Origin of the sequence: Bacillus cereus group sp. MG1 (genome assembly GCF_040460035.1) — a bacterium.
GTDB lineage: Bacteria > Bacillota > Bacilli > Bacillales > Bacillaceae_G > Bacillus_A > Bacillus_A cereus.
Genome location: NZ_JARVGY010000001.1, coordinates 4,272,627 through 4,291,641 on the forward strand (window position 1 = coordinate 4,272,627; position 19,015 = coordinate 4,291,641).

The window sequence follows — 19,015 nt, forward strand, 5'->3', positions numbered from 1 at the left end:
GATTGAAATGGAAAAAGTACAACAAACAATTCGCGCGCCAAGAGGTACAGAGTTACAAACGAAAGGGTGGGTGCAAGAAGCTGCACTTCGTATGTTAATGAACAATTTAGATCCTGAAGTTGCTGAAAAACCAGAAGAATTAGTTGTATATGGCGGAATTGGCCGTGCAGCTCGTAACTGGGAAAGTTATCAGGCGATTGTAGATTCATTAAAAACGTTAGAAAGCGATGAAACGTTACTTGTTCAATCAGGAAAACCAGTTGCCATTTTTAAATCACATGCAGATGCACCTCGCGTTCTGTTAGCGAACTCAAACTTAGTACCGAAATGGGCAAACTGGGATCACTTCCGAGAACTAGAGAAAAAAGGTCTTATGATGTACGGACAAATGACAGCTGGTAGCTGGATTTACATTGGAACGCAAGGGATTCTACAAGGAACATATGAAACATTTGGTGAAGCAGCTCGTCAACATTTCGATGGTTCATTAAAAGGTACATTAACACTTACTGCTGGTTTAGGTGGTATGGGTGGTGCACAACCTCTTGCTGTAACGATGAACGGCGGTGTTGTCATTGCTATTGATGTTGATAAGCGCAGCATCGATCGTCGTATTGAAAAGAGATACTGTGATATGTATACAGAATCATTAGAAGAAGCGTTAACGGTTGCGAACGAGTATAAAGAGAAGAAAGAACCGATTTCTATTGGTTTATTAGGAAATGCGGCAGAAATTTTACCAGAACTAGTGAAGCGCAATATTACACCAGACTTAGTTACAGATCAAACATCTGCTCATGATCCATTAAACGGTTATATTCCAGTAGGCTACACGTTAGAAGAAGCAGCGAAACTTCGTGAAGAAGATCCAGAACGCTACGTACAATTATCAAAAGAAAGTATGACAAAACATGTGGAAGCAATGCTTGCTATGCAAGAAAAAGGCGCAATTACATTTGATTACGGAAATAACATTCGCCAAGTTGCTTTCGATGAAGGTTTGAAAAATGCATTCGATTTCCCAGGATTCGTTCCAGCATTTATCCGTCCATTATTCTGCGAAGGAAAAGGACCATTCCGCTGGGTAGCACTTTCTGGTGATCCAGAAGATATTTATAAAACAGACGAAGTAATTTTACGTGAGTTCGCTGATAATGAACATTTATGTAACTGGATTCGTATGGCACGTCAACAAGTTGAATTCCAAGGGCTTCCATCACGTATTTGTTGGCTTGGTTACGGTGAGCGAGCGAAATTTGGTCGCATCATTAATGAAATGGTTGCAAATGGTGAATTATCAGCACCAATCGTTATCGGTCGTGACCATTTAGATTGTGGATCAGTAGCATCTCCAAATCGTGAAACAGAAGCGATGAAAGATGGTAGTGATGCAGTAGCTGACTGGCCAATTTTAAATGCATTAATTAATAGTGTAAACGGTGCAAGCTGGGTATCTGTTCACCACGGTGGTGGCGTTGGTATGGGTTATTCACTTCATGCGGGAATGGTTATCGTTGCAGATGGAACAGAAGCAGCAGCAAAACGAATTGAGCGCGTATTAACTTCTGACCCTGGTATGGGTGTTGTTCGTCACGTGGATGCAGGGTATGACTTAGCTGTGGAAACTGCGAAAGAAAAAGGCGTTAACATTCCGATGATGAAATAAGGAGGAGAAAACATGCTGGACACTTTACTAATAAATATCGGTCAATTACTAACAATGGATCAAGAAGATGGCTTGTTAAGACGGGAAGCGATGAACACGCTTCCTGTTATCGAAAACGGTGCGGTTGGAATTGAAAATGGTGTAATTACTTTCGTTGGAACAGCGGAAGAAGCGAAAGGATTACAAGCGAGAGAAGTTATTGATTGCGGCGGGAAAATGGTTTCTCCTGGTCTCGTTGACCCGCATACTCATCTTGTATTTGGTGGATCTCGTGAAAATGAAATCGCACTAAAACTACAAGGAGTTCCGTACTTAGAAATTTTAGAACAAGGCGGAGGCATACTTTCAACTGTAAATGCAACGAAACAGGCGTCGAAAGAAGAACTTGTTCAAAAAGCGAAATTCCATTTAGACCGTATGCTATCTTTCGGAGTTACTACTGTAGAAGCGAAGAGTGGTTACGGATTAGATGATGAGACGGAATGGAAACAATTAGAGGCAACAGCACAATTACAAAAAGAGCATCCGATCGATTTAGTTTCAACATTTTTAGGTGCTCATGCAGTTCCGAAAGAGTATAAAGGTAGATCGAAAGAATTTTTACAATGGATGTTAGACCTACTACCAGAAATGAAAGAGAAGCAATTAGCGGAGTTCGTTGATATTTTCTGTGAAACAGGTGTGTTCTCTGTAGAAGAATCAAAAGAATTTTTATTAAAAGCGAAAGAGCTTGGCTTTGATGTGAAAATTCATGCAGATGAAATCGACCCTCTTGGTGGTGCGGAAGCAGCGGCAGAAATCGGTGCAGCATCAGCGGACCATTTAGTTGGTGCTTCTGATAAAGGAATTGAAATGCTTGCAAATTCTAATACAGTAGCAACTTTATTACCAGGAACAACTTTCTATTTAAATAAAGAAAGCTTTGCTCGTGGACGTAAAATGATTGATGAAGGTGTTGCAGTTGCGTTAGCTACAGACTTTAACCCAGGTAGCTGTCCAACTGAAAATATTCAGCTTATTATGAGCATTGCGATGCTAAAATTGAAAATGACACCAGAAGAAGTTTGGAATGCCGTAACGGTTAACTCATCATATGCCATTAACCGTGGTGATGTAGCTGGGAAAATTAGAGTTGGTCGTAAGGCAGATTTAGTTTTATGGGATGCTTACAATTATGCTTACGTACCGTATCATTACGGCGTAAGTCATGTGAATACAGTATGGAAGAATGGTAATATTGCATATACAAGAGGTGAACAATCGTGGAGCACGGCCACTATTTAAAGAAAAATGCAAAGTTTATTGATCGTGAAGTGACGAAATGGAGTGAGATGATTAAAGATTGGGAGGAAGGTGTGGAAATATTCGGTGCTGCCTTAATTGGAGCACCCCTTTCTAAACCGTCTATTAGTCATTCAGGAGCGAGTTTTGCGCCAAAAACAATTCGTGCGATGTTAGATGCATATAGCACATATGCAATTACAGAAGAACACGATATGAAAGAAAGTGTCTTATATGATTGCGGCGATATTACGATGCATGTGACGGATATAAAAGAAAGTCATAAACGAATTGCGAAAACAGTTGGGCATGTAACGAAAGTAAACCCGAACGTGATACCAATCGTTCTTGGCGGTGACCACTCGATTAGTTTTCCGAGTATAACAGGTTTTGCAAACAGTAAAGGAAAGGTCGGAATTATTCAATTTGATGCTCATCATGATTTACGTAATTTAGATGATGGAGGCCCGTCAAATGGTACACCATTCCGTAGTTTACTAGAAAATGATGTCATTACTGGAAAACAACTTGTTCAAATTGGAATTCGTAATTTTTCTAATGCACGTGCGTACCATGAATATGCAATAGAGCATGGTGTAACAGTGTATACAATGAAAGACGTACGAGAGCGAGAAATAAAAGATATTATCACGGAAAGTATTGAAGTATTAAGAAATCAAGGTGTGACTTCTATTTATATTTCTCTTGATATGGATGTGCTAGACCAAGCGTTTGCACCAGGTTGTCCAGCAATTGGGCCTGGTGGGATGGATAGTACGACTTTACTAGATGCGATTGAATTCCTTGGTAAAGAATCGCTCGTTCAAGGGATGGATATAGTAGAGATTGATCCAACTCTTGATTTCAGAGATATGACGAGTAGAGTAGCAGCGCAAGTGATTATGAGTTTTCTTTTAGCGAGGGAAACAGTTAGCAAACAGGTTAGTATATAGACGGAAAAGTAGATATTTATTTATGCCTTATCAAAAACACATCACTACTTAAATGTAGTGATGTGTTTTTGTGTTAAAGGAGAATGAATGTGTGTGGAACCGTTAATGGAATTGCGATTTTTATAATGTATTGTGTAAATTTAATTTCTTGCTTCTGAAGTATTGACTCGTAAAATAATTTTATGATAAAATAAAAATTTTGCTAAAAAACTAAAAGTATGTTAAGCTTGAGAAGGTTACCATATATGGAGGTGGATTATTTGTTTCAAATTGGTGATAATATTGTTTATCCAATGCAGGGAGCAGGTATAATTAAAGCCATAGAAGAGAAGGAAATCTCAGGAGAAAAACAACAGTATTATGTTATAAAAATGTCGGCTAGTAATATGGAACTAATGATTCCAGCAGGGAGAATATTGAATTCGAATATACGACCAGTTACGGATATAACCGCATTAGCACACATAATGGATATTTTTCAACATGGGGAATCAGATAGATTACTTACGTGGAAACAAAGGTATAAATTGAACACTGATAAAATAAAGACGGGTAAAATGCAAGAAGGTGCTGAAGTTGTGCGTGATTTAATGCGTATACAGAAAGAAAAAGCACTTAATGCAAGCGAAAAGAAGATGTTAGATAACGCATATGAATTTTTGATTAGTGAACTGGGATTAATTGAAGGTATCACAGAAAATCAGATAAAAAGCTTTTGTTAAGGTTCATTACAAATAATGTATTATATCCCAAAAAAGATCTTGAATTTTTTGGGAACATAATTATAGAAAATTTATCATTTCAAAGACATTCAACTCTTTCAAACCACTTTTAGAGCATTACCTCTATTGTTATTACTACAATCAAATCCATTTTTATTTTTTAATTTCATTTATGAATGTTCGAAGTTTAATTGAATACTTCGATAAAATAGTTACTTGATTTTTGCAATCCTGATTCACACTGGCACGGACGAGGAGCCGTAAGGATGAAAGAGAGGTAGGGCTTTCATTGTTTTAGGTATATAAGTTATTATTTTTAGAAGAATACTGAACCATTTTCACTTCTATTGATAAGGTGTTTTTTATTAAAGAGATAAACGAATTGACAGCCATATATGGTCAACAAAAAAGGTTTCCTCCTAAGGAAACCTTTTTAATATTATTTGCAGTGTTTTGTTTTTGAATATTCGAATTTTTTGTTATAAAGTCGTAAAAATTGACGTTACTATCTAAAAGTAAGTATGATGCGATTATAGTAAGATTTTTTAGGGGGGAAGAAAAATGACAAGTTCAAGTAATAAAGCAGCGAGTATTTATGAAGGAACAAATGTAAATGCTGGGGGATTTTTTGAAAACGTTGAAGAAACAAAGTTGTTTGATCCAATTCAAGTTGGAGCTTGGTCTCTTCGTAATCGTATAGTGATGGCACCGATGACAAGATGCTTTGCAGATAATGAGACTGGAGTAGTTGGTGCTGATGTAGTGGAGTACTACAGAAAACGTGCTGCGGATGGAATTGGACTAATTATTACAGAAGGAATTGTCATTAGTCCGAGAGCAAAAGGAAACCCAGGAGTACCAGGTATTTATACACAAGAACAAATCGATTCTTGGAAACCTGTTACAGAGGCAGTACATAAAGAAGGCGGGACGATTATTGCTCAAATATGGCATGTTGGGCGTATGAGTCATCATGAAATAATTGGTGGTCAAATGCCACAAGCACCATCGGCTATCGCTGCAGAGGGAAATGTTCCACGCTTTCGTAAACCGTTTGATACGCCAGAAGCAATGACGTTAGAAGAAATACAAGAAGTGATCGGTCAATACGCACAAGCTGCGAAAAATGCGATCGAAGCTGGATTTGATGGAGTAGAAATTCACGGTGCACACGGATATTTAATCGATCAATTTACGTATGAGTTTGCGAATAAGCGAACAGATAAATATGGCGGTGATTTAAAACAAAGGTTAACGTTTATGAAAGAAGTAACGGCGGCTGTAATAGAAGCTGTTGGAGCTAATAAAACACTTCTTCGTTTCTCTGCTTTCAAAGGTGATAATCCTACTTATATGTGGGAAAATCCTGAGTTTGCAATTGAAACGTTCATAAATATGTTTAAAGAGGTTGGGTTAACGATGATCCATCCTTCAACGATGAATTATACGCAAGAGATTGCTGACGGAAAGAATTTTCATCAACTAGTAAGAAAATATTGGGATGGTACGATTGTTGGGGTTGGTAATTTAAATCCGAAAGAGGCCGAAGAAGCGTTGCAAGAAGGAACGATTGATGTAGCGGCATTCGGAAGACCGTTAATTGCTAATCCAGACTTTGTTCATCGAATTAAACACGCTGAAAGTTTAGTTGAATATGACGCGAAAGAGCATCTTGCTACGTTAGTATGAATAAAGATAAAAGGAGAGCACATCGAGTGTTCTCCTTTTATTATGGAATTTCATAGGGGGAAGCGGGATGAGTGAAACGCTACTCGTTATTATTAGTATATTACTATTTTTAATGTTGCTTTTAATCGTCTTTTTTATCATTACATTTTTTATAAAAAAACGAACACACCATTCTATTTTAAAATTACATCCGTACTTAGGAAGAATGCGCTACTTACTGGAAAAGATAGGGCCTGAATTTCGACAATATTGGTTTGATCATGATACGGATGGAAAGCCTTTCTCACGTTATGATTTTCAAAGTGTTATGTTTTTAGCGAAATATCGCTCTGAAATACTTGGTTTTGGATCAAAACGAGATTTTGAAGCTTCTGGATATTATATTGCTAATACATTATTTCCGATATTAACTGAGGAATTAAGTGTGAATCTCACGCAAGAGCGGGAAGGTAAAAAGTACGTGATTCATAAAGAAGGGTTATTTTCAAGAAGAGAAAAATTGACAGCGGATACAACGAATCTTTGGCTGTACGAAGAAGATGATGCAATTATAGTCGGTGAGAACCGTAAATATCCGTGGAAGCTACATGGCATGTTTGGTGCATCTGCGACTTCTTACGGTGCGATTGGAGAAAATTATATTTTAGCGAGTGGTTTTGGAGCAAAAATGGCAGGCGGATCGTGGATTAATACGGGTGAAGGTGGCGTTATTCCAGAACATTTACATACAGGAGCGAGTATCGTTGCGCAAATTGGTCCAGGGTTATTTGGATACCGTGATGAAGACGGTAATTTTTCAATGGGAAAATTCATGGAGAAAGCGAAAGAAAGTAATATTAGAGCATTCGAATTGAAATTTGGGCAAGGTGCTAAAATACGTGGTGGTCATTTAGAGGGACAAAAAGTAAATGAGAAAATTGCTTTTGTTCGCAACGTCCGAAAGGGAGAGACGATTAATTCACCGAATCGATTTTCATTTTTAAAGAATGCAGCGGATACACTTTGTTTTATTCAACAGTTGCAAGAAAACAGCGGTAAACCAGTTGGAATGAAAATTGTAATTGGTCAGCAGGAGCCTTTGGAAGATTTAATAAAAACAATGAAAGAACTAAACATTTACCCAGATTTTATTACAATCGACGGTTCAGAAGGCGGGTCAGGGGCAACGTATAAATCGATGGCAGATTGTATGGGACTGCCGCTTATTCCAGCATTACTTACATTTATTGATACAGCAAACCATTATGGTGTCCGTAACAAGTTTAAAGTATTTGCATCGGGTAAATTAATCACACCAGATAAAGTGGCGATTGCTTTAGCGATTGGGGCGGATGCTGTAAGTTCAGCCCGTGGGTTTATGATGGCAAGTGGCTGTATTATGGCCCTTCAATGTAATTCTGGTCAATGTCCATCTGGTGTAGCCACGACGAATCCGCATTATCAAAAAGCGTTAGATCCGTATGAGAAGAAGTGGCGAGTCATGAATTATATTATTAGTATGAGATATAGTTTATTTTCATTAGCGGCAGCGGCGGGAGTGAAGAGCCCGCGCCATTTAACTAGAGAGCATATTGTGTTTAAAGACGAGGTGGGGAGAGTAGTTCCTCTTTCGGAATTGTTTCCTATAGTAAATCAAACCTAAAAGTATATTTGATGTGTAAGATTTTTTAGAGGAATAATTATATTTTTGGAAAAATTAGGAGTATAATAGGGGAGTATTTTTGAAAATGACTATTTTTAGGGAGAGATTCACTTGCAGCAAGGTTCGTACAGTATTACAATTTTTTTACTCGTCATAGGGCTCGTTATATTTAGACGCATGCGCTCTATGAATCGACCAATTAATAATAAAGGAAGACGACTACTATTGCCATTATTCTTCTTATTACCAGGTTTTTCTTTATACGCAGCACCGATACAACTTGCTGGTTGGCAAATTGGTATAGCTGCTGGGATCGGACTGTTATTGTCAATTCCACTTATTATTTTAAGTGGGTATGAAGTCAGAGAAGATGGTCAAATTTATGCAAAAAAAAGTATCGCTTTTATTGCTACATTTTTAGTTATCGTTCTTTTACGTGCTTATTTTAGAAGACATTTACAAGGTCTAGATCCAAAGTCAATCGGCATTCTTTTCTACACTCTTGCGGTTTGTTATATAGTACCTTGGCGTATTGGATGCTATATGAAATTTCGTAAAGTATATGTAGAGAAAGCAAAATTTGAGACGTCAATAAGCTAAAAGTCATACATTTGTATGGCTTTTAGTTTTTAAAATTTATCGGGTAAAGGAATGAAAATAAGGTGTGAAAAAACACTCTTTAATCTTCTGAATATTATTACTTTAATTCCTTGAAAAATCATTGTAATCCACTGGGATAAAGGCGTTTATAAAGGTTTTCACATGTAATGAAAAGTGCTCGTTCACTTGAAAGAACAAAAAATGTTTGTTAAGGTAGGGAACCATAAGTGAAAACAAGAAAAATGAAAGTAAGGACTTATTGACAATAAAAAATAAGTAACTTATAATAAATCTTGAGTTCGAGATAAATAATGTTCATAATGAAAATTTATTATGGTTATAAATCGAACAAATATTTTTTGTGAATTATCTTGAATTCGAGATAATTCAATAGGTTAGACGCCGATACGTAATTTTGTGATTAATATCTCGAATTCGAGATAAAATTATAATGACGGATTTTACTTTGTAGCATGGACAAAATGAATAATGAATTTAAATGTAAAAGAATTTTTATAATGAAATAAAAAAGGAGTGGAAGAAATGGAAAAGAAAACAATGGGAATCCATCATATTACAGCGATTGTAGGGCATCCACAAGAAAATGTAGACTTTTATGCTGGTGTATTGGGGTTACGTTTAGTGAAACAAACAGTGAATTTTGATGATCCAGGTACGTACCATCTTTATTTTGGAAATGAAGGAGGAAAGCCTGGAACAATTATTACGTTTTTCCCATGGGCAGGTGCTCGTCAAGGTATTATTGGAGATGGTCAAGTAGGAATTACGTCTTACGTTGTACCAAAAGGTGCAATGGAGTTTTGGGAAAATAGATTAGAAAAATTCGATGTTTCGTATACAAAAATGACTCGTTTTGGAGAGCAGTATTTAGAATTTGATGATCCGCATGGTTTGCATATAGAATTAGTTGAAAGAGAAAAAGGCGAATTAAATAATTGGAGTTTTGGAGAAGTTACACCAGAAGTAGCAATTAAAGGGTTTGGAGGTGCTGTTCTTTTATCTACACAGCCTCAAAAAACAGCTGAATTGTTAGAACATATTATGGGTCTTGAGAAAATTGGAGAAGAGGGTGAATTTGTTCGATTCCGTTCTTCTGCTGACATTGGAAATATTATTGATTTGAAATTATCAACAATCGGTCGTGGCCAAATGGGCGTTGGCACAGTTCATCATATTGCCTGGAGAGCGAGTGACGATGCTGATCAGCTAGACTGGAAAGAGCATGTGTCGCGTTTTGGATATCACGTAACTCCTGTACAAGATCGAAATTATTTTAACGCGATTTATTTTAGAGAACATGGTGAAATCTTATTTGAAATTGCAACAGATCCTCCTGGTTTCGCTCATGATGAATCGTTAGAGACGATGGGTGAGGAATTAAAGTTACCGGAACAATATGAACAACATAGAAAACAGATTGAACAAACGCTTTTACCATTTGAAGTGAGAAATTTAGATTAAAGTGATTGAAGGGGGAAAAGGATTATGATGAAACATGTTTTTCAAAAAGGAAAAGATACGTCAAAACCAGTGTTGTTATTACTTCATGGCACAGGTGGTAATGAATTAGATTTACTACCACTTGCAGAAATAGTTGATCCGGAAGCGTCGGTATTAAGCGTTAGGGGAAATGTGTTAGAGAATGGGATGCCGCGTTTCTTCCGCCGATTAGCAGAGGGCATTTTTGATGAAGAGGATTTAATTTTCCGTACGAAGGAATTAAATGAATTTTTAGATGAAGCGGCTAAAGAATATAAATTCGATAGAAATAACATTGTAGCTATCGGTTATTCGAATGGGGCAAATATCGCAGCAAGCTTATTATTCCATTACGAAAATGCATTGAAAGGTGCTGTGCTTCATCACCCAATGGTACCAAGAAGAGGAATGCAATTAGCAAATTTAGCAGGGAAATCTGTGTTTATTGCTGCTGGGACAAATGACCCAATTTGTTCATCAGCAGAGTCAGAGGAATTGAAGATACTATTAGAAAATGCAAACGCGAATGTAACAATGCATTGGGAAAATCGAGGGCATCAATTAACGATGGGTGAAGTAGAAAAAGCAAAAGAGTGGTATGACAAAGTATTTTAAAAAAGAAGCATCTGCTAACCATTAGCAGATGCTTCTTTTTTATTTAGGACTGGATTGCAAGATGAGATGAAGAAAGTGGTAGCTCAATATCAACAATTGTACCTTTATTTAATTCGCTTGAAATGTGTAATTTACCATGATGTTCTTCAATTATTTTGTAACACATCATTAATCCTAGTCCTGTGCCTTTTTCTTTTAAACTATAAAAAGGTTCGCCTAGACGGGAGATACGATCTTCTGGAATGCCACAACCTTCATCGATAATTCGTATTAAGATGAAATTATCCTCTAATGGTTTTGTTTGGATGAAAATATTTCCGCCATTTGGCATCGCTTCTATCGCATTTTTTAATATGTTTATAAAAACTTGTTTTAATTGGTTACCGTCACATTGAATATCATATACGTAATCAAAATGATCCATGATGATATGAACGCTATGCATAATTGCAGTCGGTAAAATAAATGTAACTACCTCTTCAATTAAAGTTTGTATGTTACAAGTTTGGATAGATAATACTTGTGGCTTAGACATCGCCATAAATTGACTCGTGATGGATTCCATTTGTGAAATCTCACTTAACATAACATCGATATACCATTTTTGCTCCTCATTTATTTCAGGGAGGAGCAATGTTAGAAAACCCTTTAGGGAAGTGAGTGGATTTCGAATTTCATGGGCAATTCCAGCTGTCAGTTGTCCGACTACTGCGAGCTTCTCAGATTTTCGTAGTAACTTTTCAGTTTCTTTTAGCTCTGTAACATCTCTCCCCATCACGATAAGACCTTTGCGAGAACCATTAGGATGATAAAGCGGAACTTTTGATATACTTAAGATTAAATCGAAATCATCTCTATGTATAATAAATTCCTCGCCATGAAGAATTTGTCTTTGTTGCCATGCTAGTTCATCGACTTCTTCACAATGTAAAAAAGCTTCTCGGTATGCTTCATTATATTGAATGAGTTCGCTATCTTTTTTCCCGTGGTAAGGTACATGATGGAAGTTGAAGCAAGAAAGTGCGTAGTCATTTGCCTCAAGCCAGCGCCCTTCATGATCTTTAAATATAACAAACGCAGGCATGGAGTTTACTAATGTACGTAATCTCTTCTCACTTTCTTTTAGCATATTCTCAATTCTTTCTGATTTTTCAAGTGGCTTCATAATAGCGTATACACCAGTAAGACGATTTTGAACAAAAATAGGAACTAGTTTTGTCACAACATCTAATAAGAATCCATTTTTATGATAAATAGATAAGATATACTCTTGTTGATTATCCGCTTCAGTATTCTTTATATTTTGTAATACTTGCTCAGAAATATGGGCTCCTAAAATAGAGGTAATATTTTTCTGTTCTAATTCTAAAGAAGTGTAACCTAATATTCTTTCGGCAGAAGGATTTATATGTAGAATAACTCCTTCTAAGTTTAATGAAATAATACTATCAGGATTATGTTCGAACAGAGATGCGTACATTTCTGTTAATGAACGATCTTGTATATGGTTTCGCAAACGTCTAGAAATGTTCGGATGACGTTTTTTTTGAGTTGGTGAATATTTTTTACGACTCATAATAGTTCCTCCGTACAAATAGCATCTAAAAAGATTTGTCTATTCATAACTATAATATAGATGTGATGTGTATTTCTATAAAAAATGGAAGTTATAGAATAAATTTTATTTTTTTATTTTTTTTGCAAAGTGAATGCAGGATGGTAATAAGGGGAGCTTATATTGTTTTATAACCCTTTTGTAAGTTACAGACGGCTGTTTTCCGTATAACATTAGGGTAGAGGAGGGGGAGAGAAAATGAAAAATTATATTCAAGGGATTGATCACGTGCAAGTAGCTGCACCTGTAGAGTGTGAAGAAGAGGCGCGTGATTTTTATGGGAATAAAATTGGTATGGTAGAAATTCCAAAGCCAGAAGAGTTGAAAAAACGAGGTGGATGTTGGTTTAAATGTGGAAATCAAGAAATCCATATTGGTGTCGAGCGGAACTTTACACCAGCTAAAAAGGCTCATCCAGCTTTTTATGTGAATGAAATTAATGAATTTAAGCAAACACTTATAGAGAAAGGTGTAAAAGTGATTGATGATTATGCACGGCCAGATGTAATTCGATTTTACGTATCAGACCCGTTTGGAAACAGAATTGAATTTATGCAAAATAAAGACTAGGTGTATTCCCACCTAGTCTTTAACTTCTTCTGAAAAGTCCTAACACTTCTACAGTTTCTGTAATATTAACGAATGCATTCGGGTCAATTTCAGAAATTGTAAGTTTCATACTTGCTAATTCTTCACGAGAAACGACCGTCATAAGTACACGCTTTTTCTCGCTTGAATAAGCGCCTTCGCCATCAAGTAACGTTATTCCACGTACAACAGTTGAAAGAAGCTGTTTTTTCATTTTTTCTGCTTCATTTGTTACAATCATAAGTGTAACTTTACGATGTTTTGTATGAACAGCATCAATTACTTTACCAGTTACATAAATTGAAAGTAAGCTTGTAAGTGCAACATCCCAGGTGAAGAAGAATCCTGCGATTATTACAACGACTGCATTTAAAATAATAAGGAATCCGCCAAGTTTAATGTCTCGCTTGCGGGATAAAAGCATACCGATAATATCAAATCCACCAGTGGATCCATTACAGTTAAAAACAAGACCAATACCAGCTCCGGCGATGACACCCCCGAAGATAGAAGATAACAATGGATCTGTTGCTACGACTTTTACTGGAACGTAGTATAATGCAACAGATAATACAACTACAGAGACAACTGTGTTAAAAATCACTTTTTTTCCAAGGCCTATGTACCCTAAAATAAGGATAGGTAAGTTTAATACAAAGTTAATAATGCCTGTGTTTACAGGGGTTACAATCCCTAAAATAATAGCAATTCCGCCAATTCCACTACTTAAAATTTTGTGGGGGATAAGGAAAAGATTAAAGGCAACCGCAATAATAATAGAACCGATAATAACACCAAGGAATCTGACCATTTCTTTCCCGTCCTTCACTGAAAAATTCATATTATTTCAAGATTATATATGATATTGAAAGTTTTGGGTAAAAACAGTTTATTTTGGTAAATTAGATTAATCGAAAGAATTTGAGTATTTTATCATTTGAAAGGGGATACAGTTGTGAAGATAAAAACATATCAACAGAAAAGCCCGTTGAAGCAAGAATGTGAGGATTCTTATTTTTGTAATAAAGATAAAAAGATTTATGGTGTATGTGACGGTGCAACACCACTTGTCCCGTTTCGTGATGAAAATGGACATAATGGAGCATACATCGCTTCGCATTTATTTGCAAATTATTTTACTGCATTACGAGAGAATCATAGTTTACAATTTGCAGTTACCAAAGCAAATGAAGCATTACAAAGCAAAATGTTAGAATATGAAGTAGACACGAGAAAAAAAGAGCATTTGTGGTGCACATGTATCGCGGCAGTTCAAATAGTTGGTGAGAAAATTGAATATGCGCAGCTTGGGGACTGTATGATTGTCGCAACTTTTCAAAATGGAACGATGCAAGTATTAACGAAAGACACAGTTGAAGGAATTAGTAAACGAGCAAAAAGGAAGAGGGAAGAAGATCGTAAAAAAGGGTTATCTGTACCAGAAGAATATGTTTTTCAAGATGTGCGAGAACAGTTAAAATACAATCGTTATCTTGCAAATATGCCAAATGGTTATTCAGTTGCAAATGGAATGAAAGAAGCGATACATTATTTACAACATGGTGAATTACATATAGATGAAGTGAGTGGAATTTTTATTTGTTCAGACGGGTTATTCCACCCAGATTGGTCATTAGAACAAACTGTTGCATATATAAGAAAGAATAGTATAAACGAATATGTAGCAATCATTGAAAAGCTGGAAGGGGAAAAGAGAATAAAACCAGATGATAAAACGATTATTATGATTGATTTTTAAGAGGAGGCAGTTCAAATGGAAATTAAATATGTCAATCTAACATTTCAAGATGAATTAGTTCCTTTAGAAAAAGTAAATCAACTGATTATCCACCATACAGCTGAAGATGGATGGGACGTGTATAAAACGCATGAATTTCATCAAACTGTAAGAGGGTGGAGCGGGATTGGTTACAACTATTTTATCGAAAAGGACGGAACTGTAGTGGAAGGGCGAGGTTTACATATTGGAGCGCACGCGAAAGACCATAACCGTCATACAATTGGAATATGTATGACGGGAAATTTCGATAAATACGATCCAACTCCTGCACAAGTGAATGCATTATATTCTTTATGCAAAATGTTTATGAAGCAATTTGCTATAAAGAAAGAAAATATACTAGGTCATAGAGAGTTAGAAGGAGTTACAAAAAGCTGTCCTGGTAATCGTTTTTCTATGGTAGAGTTAAGGAAGATATTATCTTAAATATAGAGGAGTAACAACGATGATGAATATAAAAATACCAAATGATAAAAAAGAAGAGCTTGTAGCGCAAATTCAGCAATTTTTCGTTGAAGAAGATTTAGATGAAATTGGACGTTTCCAAGCAGAGCGTTTAATAGAAGAAATGGTTAAATTAGTTGGACCATTTGCATACAATCAAGCAATTGGAGATGCAAGAAAGCTTGTAAGTGAGAAATTAACGAATATCGAAGAAGATTTATACGTGTTAGAGAAGAATGAAGGAAAATAAAAAAAGAGCCCATCGGCTCTTTTTTTATTTGATTGATAGCAAAAAAACATAGGGAAAACACGGAAAAGACATTGAAAATACACTTTTTATTTTTAGAATATTCTTAGTTTTAAAATACTTCAGAAAGGAAGATTGTAATGAGATTAACGCCAAGAGAAATTGATAAACTGCTAGTAGTTGTTGCGGCTGATTTAGCTTATCGACGAAAGGAGAGGGGGCTTAAGTTAAACTATCCAGAAAGTATCGCTATTATTACGTATGAAATTTTGGAAGGAGCAAGAGATGGTAAAAATGTAGCGGAATTAATGGAACTTGGAAAAAACATTTTAAGTGCTGAAGATGTTATGGATGGTATTGCAGACATGATATCAGATATTCAAGTTGAGGCAACTTTTCCTGATGGAACAAAATTAGTAACTATTCATCAGCCAATTCATTAAAGGAAGTGAATGTTATGATTCCAGGGCAATATATCCTTGCGAAAGAAGACATAGTGTGTAATGGAAATAAAAAAGCAATGAAAGTCAAAGTAATAAATCAGGGAGATAGACCCATTCAAATTGGATCTCATTACCACTTTTATGAAGTGAATGAGGCGTTAAAATTCAATCGCAGTGTAGCAATTGGACAACATTTAAATATTCCAGCAGGTACAGCGGTAAGATTTGAGCCTGGAGATGAAAAAACGATTGAACTAGTTCCATATTCAGGGGAACAAGAAGTATATGGATTTAAAAATAAAGTGGATGGCGATATTCAATCTTACACAAAAAGAGGGAGATAGCATGAGTTTTAAGATGTCACGTAAACAATATGCTGATTTATATGGTCCAACTACAGGAGATTCTATTCGTTTAGCGGATACACAATTATTCGCACATGTTGATCGAAATGCCACTGTATATGGTGATGAAGCTGTCTTTGGTGGAGGAAAATCAATTAGGGATGGTATGGGACAAAATTCACAACTTACAAGAGAACAGGGGGTTGTGGATGTTGTTATTACGAATGCAATTATTATTGATTATACGGGAGTATATAAAGCGGATATTGGTATAAAAGATGGGAAGATTTCAGCAATTGGTAAGAGTGGTAATCCTTCAGTTATGGATAATATTGATATCATCATTGGAACATCAACGGAAGTAATTTCTGGTGAGCGGAAAATCGTTACAGCTGGAGGTATTGATACACATGTGCATTTCATATCCCCACAACAAATTGATACGGCATTGGCTTCAGGTATAACAACTTTAATTGGTGGGGGAACAGGACCGGCAGAAGGGACTAAGGCAACTACAATAACACCTGGATCTTGGAATTTAAGAAAAATGCTAGAAGCAGCAGAAGCTTTTCCTATAAATCTTGGATTTTTAGGGAAAGGAAATAGTTCAAGTTTACCTGCCCTGGAAGAACAAATATTTGCAGGGGCTATCGGATTGAAAATCCATGAAGATTGGGGAGCAACTTCGTCAGCAATTAATCACTCGTTACAGATTGCTGATAAATATGATATTCAAGTCGCTATTCATACGGATACGTTAAACGAATGTGGTTTTGTGGAAGAAACGATAAAAGCTATTGATAATCGTGTTATTCATACGTACCACACTGAAGGAGCTGGAGGTGGGCATGCACCAGATATTATAAAGATTGCTGCGCTGAATAATATTTTACCATCATCAACGAACCCGACCTTGCCATATACAGTGAATACGCTGGATGAACATTTAGATATGCTCATGGTATGTCATCATTTAAAAGCGAATATTCCAGAAGATGTAATGTTTGCAGATTCAAGGATTCGAAAAGAAACAATCGCGGCAGAGGATATTTTGCAAGATTTAGGGGTTTTCAGCATGATTAGCTCTGACTCACAGGCGATGGGAAGGGGTGGAGAGGTTATTATTCGCAATTGGCAAACCGCCGATAAAATGAAAAAGCAGATTGGTAGTTTAGAGGGAGATAAAGAATATAACGATAATAATAGAATTCAACGTTATATAGCTAAGTATACAATTAATCCAGCTATTACACATGGGATTTCAGAATACGTGGGCTCTATTGAAATAGGAAAGTATGCAGACCTTGTAATATGGGATCCACAATTTTTCGGTGTTAAGCCAGATATGGTTTTGAAAAGCGGAATGGTAGTGATGGCATTAATGGGAGACGAGAATGCTTCAATTCCTACCCCACAACCATATTATGAAAAAAAGATGTTTGGTGCATATGGAAAAGCAGTACAGTCAAGTTCGATTACATTTGTATCGAAAGTAGCTTATGAGAATAATATTAAAGAAAAATTGGGTTTAAATAAAGTTGTATTACCTGTTAAAAATACGAGAGAGATTTCGAAGCAAGATATGAAGTTAAATAATGCAACACCAGAAATTGAAGTAGATCCGCAGACATATGAAGTTAAAGTTGATGGACAAGTAATCACGTGTGAAGCAGTAGATGTACTACCTATGGCTCAAAGATATTTTTTATTTTGATATAACGGGGGAGATAAAATGATTATTGAAAAAATTAATAACAACGTATGCAATATGAATGATTTCTCAAACACAAAAAAGCATCTTGATAAGATATTAATTTCTAGTGAGCTTTTACTGAAGAGAGTTCAGAAATTATATTCAGAATCTGGTTTTGAAATTGGGGTGTCTTTAGATAGTGGAGAAACATTAAAGAACGGTGATATTTTATATGAAGATGAAAATCGAATTGTGTATATTGAAGTATTACCAGAAGAGGTAATTGTAATTACTCCAAAACCAATAAAAGAAATGGGGATTATTGCTCATAACTTAGGGAATAGACATTTACCAGCACAATTCGATGAAGGGTGCATGATTTTGGCGAACGACTACTTAGTAGAAGATTTACTTAAAAAGGAAGGTGTTCCTTATCAAAAAGAAAATAGAGTATTACCAAAACCGTTCAAGCATGCTTCGCACAAACATATTTAACCTACTTAACCTACTCCAAATTAGTGATTCGAACTTCCCAACAGGAAGTTTTAGTCACTCTTTTGGATTAGAAACATTTATTCAAGAGGGACAAGTTACAAATAAAGACGGGTTTTTCAAATGGGTTAATCGATATGTAAAAGTCCAATTAACATACACGGACGGCTTAATTTGCAAATATACTTACGAAGCCATTAAGAATAATGAGGGAGAACAAATTACATTTTTAGATGATTTAATAACAGCACAAACATTGCCTTTTGAATGTAGAAAAGCAAATAGAATGATTAGTAAAAGTACTTCTAAATTATTGTGTGAATTGTTCTCGTTTGTAAATTTAAATATATATAAAGAAAATATTATGGGTAATAAATTACAAGGTCATCCGAGTATTGTATACGGAATATTAGGGGCGGAATTGAAAATGACAATAGAAGAAACGCTCTTAGTTTTCTTATACTCAAGTGTTGGAAGTATAATTCAAAACGGTGTGAGAGCCATTCCTCTTGGACAAACAGATGGTCAAAAACTATTACAAGAATGCCATGAATTAATCTGCGAATCTATTGATAGAATTCAAATACTTTCATTAGAAGATTTTGGATTGAATGATCCTGAATTCGAAATAAATCAAATGCAACATGAAGATGTAAATGTAAGGGTCTTCATGTCATAGG

General features: G+C 35.9%; 20 protein-coding genes. 18 read left to right on the top strand and 2 right to left on the bottom strand.

What is annotated here, in order from left to right; genetic code table 11:
• Positions 1-7: 7 nt before the first annotated feature.
• The 9 genes from hutU (at position 8) to QCI79_RS22545 (ending at position 10,668) form a co-directional block, all read left to right on the top strand.
• A complete protein-coding gene (hutU, locus tag QCI79_RS22505) occupies positions 8-1,666 on the top strand; it encodes a urocanate hydratase (RefSeq protein ID WP_000416941.1) in 1,659 nt (552 codons plus the stop codon).
• Positions 1,667-1,678: 12 nt separating this feature from the next.
• Positions 1,679-2,950, top strand: a complete 1,272-nt coding sequence (gene hutI / locus QCI79_RS22510) for an imidazolonepropionase (protein ID WP_000887540.1) — start codon at positions 1,679-1,681, stop codon at positions 2,948-2,950.
• On the top strand, positions 2,929-3,900 hold the full coding sequence (hutG, locus tag QCI79_RS22515; RefSeq protein ID WP_000399831.1) for a formimidoylglutamase: 972 nt from the start codon (positions 2,929-2,931) through the stop codon (positions 3,898-3,900). The genes hutI and hutG overlap by 22 nt, the downstream gene beginning before the upstream one ends.
• Positions 3,901-4,160: 260 nt before the next feature.
• Positions 4,161-4,622, top strand: a complete 462-nt coding sequence (locus QCI79_RS22520; RefSeq protein ID WP_170317877.1) for a CarD family transcriptional regulator — start codon at positions 4,161-4,163, stop codon at positions 4,620-4,622.
• Positions 4,623-5,183: 561 nt separating this feature from the next.
• Complete coding sequence (locus tag QCI79_RS22525) at positions 5,184-6,311, top strand: alkene reductase (protein WP_000204588.1); 1,128 nt, start codon at positions 5,184-5,186, stop codon at positions 6,309-6,311.
• A gap of 67 nt (positions 6,312-6,378) precedes the next feature.
• A complete protein-coding gene (locus QCI79_RS22530) occupies positions 6,379-7,953 on the top strand; it encodes an FMN-binding glutamate synthase family protein (protein WP_000005165.1) in 1,575 nt (524 codons plus the stop codon).
• A 111-nt stretch (positions 7,954-8,064) separates the two neighbouring features.
• On the top strand, positions 8,065-8,553 hold the full coding sequence (locus QCI79_RS22535) for a cytochrome c biogenesis protein CcdC (RefSeq protein ID WP_001183922.1): 489 nt from the start codon (positions 8,065-8,067) through the stop codon (positions 8,551-8,553).
• 543 nt (positions 8,554-9,096) lie between these two features.
• Positions 9,097-10,035 (top strand): ring-cleaving dioxygenase, encoded by a 939-nt coding sequence (locus QCI79_RS22540; RefSeq protein ID WP_000412731.1) that lies wholly within the window; start codon positions 9,097-9,099, stop codon positions 10,033-10,035.
• A gap of 24 nt (positions 10,036-10,059) precedes the next feature.
• Positions 10,060-10,668, top strand: coding sequence for an alpha/beta hydrolase (locus QCI79_RS22545; RefSeq protein ID WP_000975485.1), 609 nt, complete (start codon positions 10,060-10,062; stop codon positions 10,666-10,668).
• Between the two features lie 43 nt (positions 10,669-10,711).
• Here the strand turns inward: QCI79_RS22545 and QCI79_RS22550 are convergent, their stop codons facing one another.
• On the bottom strand, positions 10,712-12,244 hold the full coding sequence (locus tag QCI79_RS22550) for a BA3702 family sensor histidine kinase (RefSeq protein WP_000087660.1): 1,533 nt from the start codon (positions 12,242-12,244) through the stop codon (positions 10,712-10,714).
• Between the two features lie 237 nt (positions 12,245-12,481).
• Between QCI79_RS22550 and QCI79_RS22555 the strand changes: the two genes are divergently transcribed.
• Entirely contained in the window at positions 12,482-12,853 is a 372-nt protein-coding gene (locus tag QCI79_RS22555; RefSeq protein ID WP_000800766.1) for a VOC family protein, read from the top strand.
• Positions 12,854-12,872: 19 nt separating this feature from the next.
• On the opposite strand, the gene QCI79_RS22560 is transcribed toward QCI79_RS22555, so the two are convergent.
• Positions 12,873-13,682, bottom strand: coding sequence for a YitT family protein (locus QCI79_RS22560; RefSeq protein ID WP_000251344.1), 810 nt, complete (start codon positions 13,680-13,682; stop codon positions 12,873-12,875).
• 126 nt (positions 13,683-13,808) lie between these two features.
• On the opposite strand from QCI79_RS22560, the gene QCI79_RS22565 reads away from it, so the two are divergent.
• From QCI79_RS22565 to QCI79_RS22600, 8 genes are all read left to right on the top strand, one after another.
• On the top strand, positions 13,809-14,630 hold the full coding sequence (locus tag QCI79_RS22565) for a protein phosphatase 2C domain-containing protein (protein WP_002101224.1): 822 nt from the start codon (positions 13,809-13,811) through the stop codon (positions 14,628-14,630).
• Positions 14,631-14,645: 15 nt separating this feature from the next.
• Positions 14,646-15,098, top strand: a complete 453-nt coding sequence (locus tag QCI79_RS22570; protein ID WP_000404192.1) for a peptidoglycan recognition protein family protein — start codon at positions 14,646-14,648, stop codon at positions 15,096-15,098.
• 19 nt (positions 15,099-15,117) lie between these two features.
• Positions 15,118-15,366, top strand: a complete 249-nt coding sequence (locus QCI79_RS22575) for a DUF2164 domain-containing protein (protein ID WP_000981075.1) — start codon at positions 15,118-15,120, stop codon at positions 15,364-15,366.
• A gap of 137 nt (positions 15,367-15,503) precedes the next feature.
• Positions 15,504-15,806, top strand: a complete 303-nt coding sequence (locus QCI79_RS22580) for an urease subunit gamma (protein WP_001241327.1) — start codon at positions 15,504-15,506, stop codon at positions 15,804-15,806.
• 14 nt (positions 15,807-15,820) lie between these two features.
• Entirely contained in the window at positions 15,821-16,150 is a 330-nt protein-coding gene (locus QCI79_RS22585; RefSeq protein ID WP_000612160.1) for an urease subunit beta, read from the top strand.
• A gap of 1 nt (position 16,151) precedes the next feature.
• Positions 16,152-17,864, top strand: a complete 1,713-nt coding sequence (gene ureC / locus QCI79_RS22590) for an urease subunit alpha (protein ID WP_021727657.1) — start codon at positions 16,152-16,154, stop codon at positions 17,862-17,864.
• Positions 17,865-17,882: 18 nt separating this feature from the next.
• The gene (locus QCI79_RS22595) at positions 17,883-18,338 is read left to right on the top strand and encodes an urease accessory protein UreE (RefSeq protein ID WP_021727658.1); all 456 of its coding nucleotides are present in this window, start codon (positions 17,883-17,885) and stop codon (positions 18,336-18,338) included.
• Positions 18,316-19,014 (top strand): urease accessory protein UreF, encoded by a 699-nt coding sequence (locus QCI79_RS22600; RefSeq protein WP_000946573.1) that lies wholly within the window; start codon positions 18,316-18,318, stop codon positions 19,012-19,014. Before QCI79_RS22595 ends, QCI79_RS22600 begins: the two co-directional genes overlap by 23 nt.
• The last annotated feature ends 1 nt before the right edge of the window (position 19,015 follow it).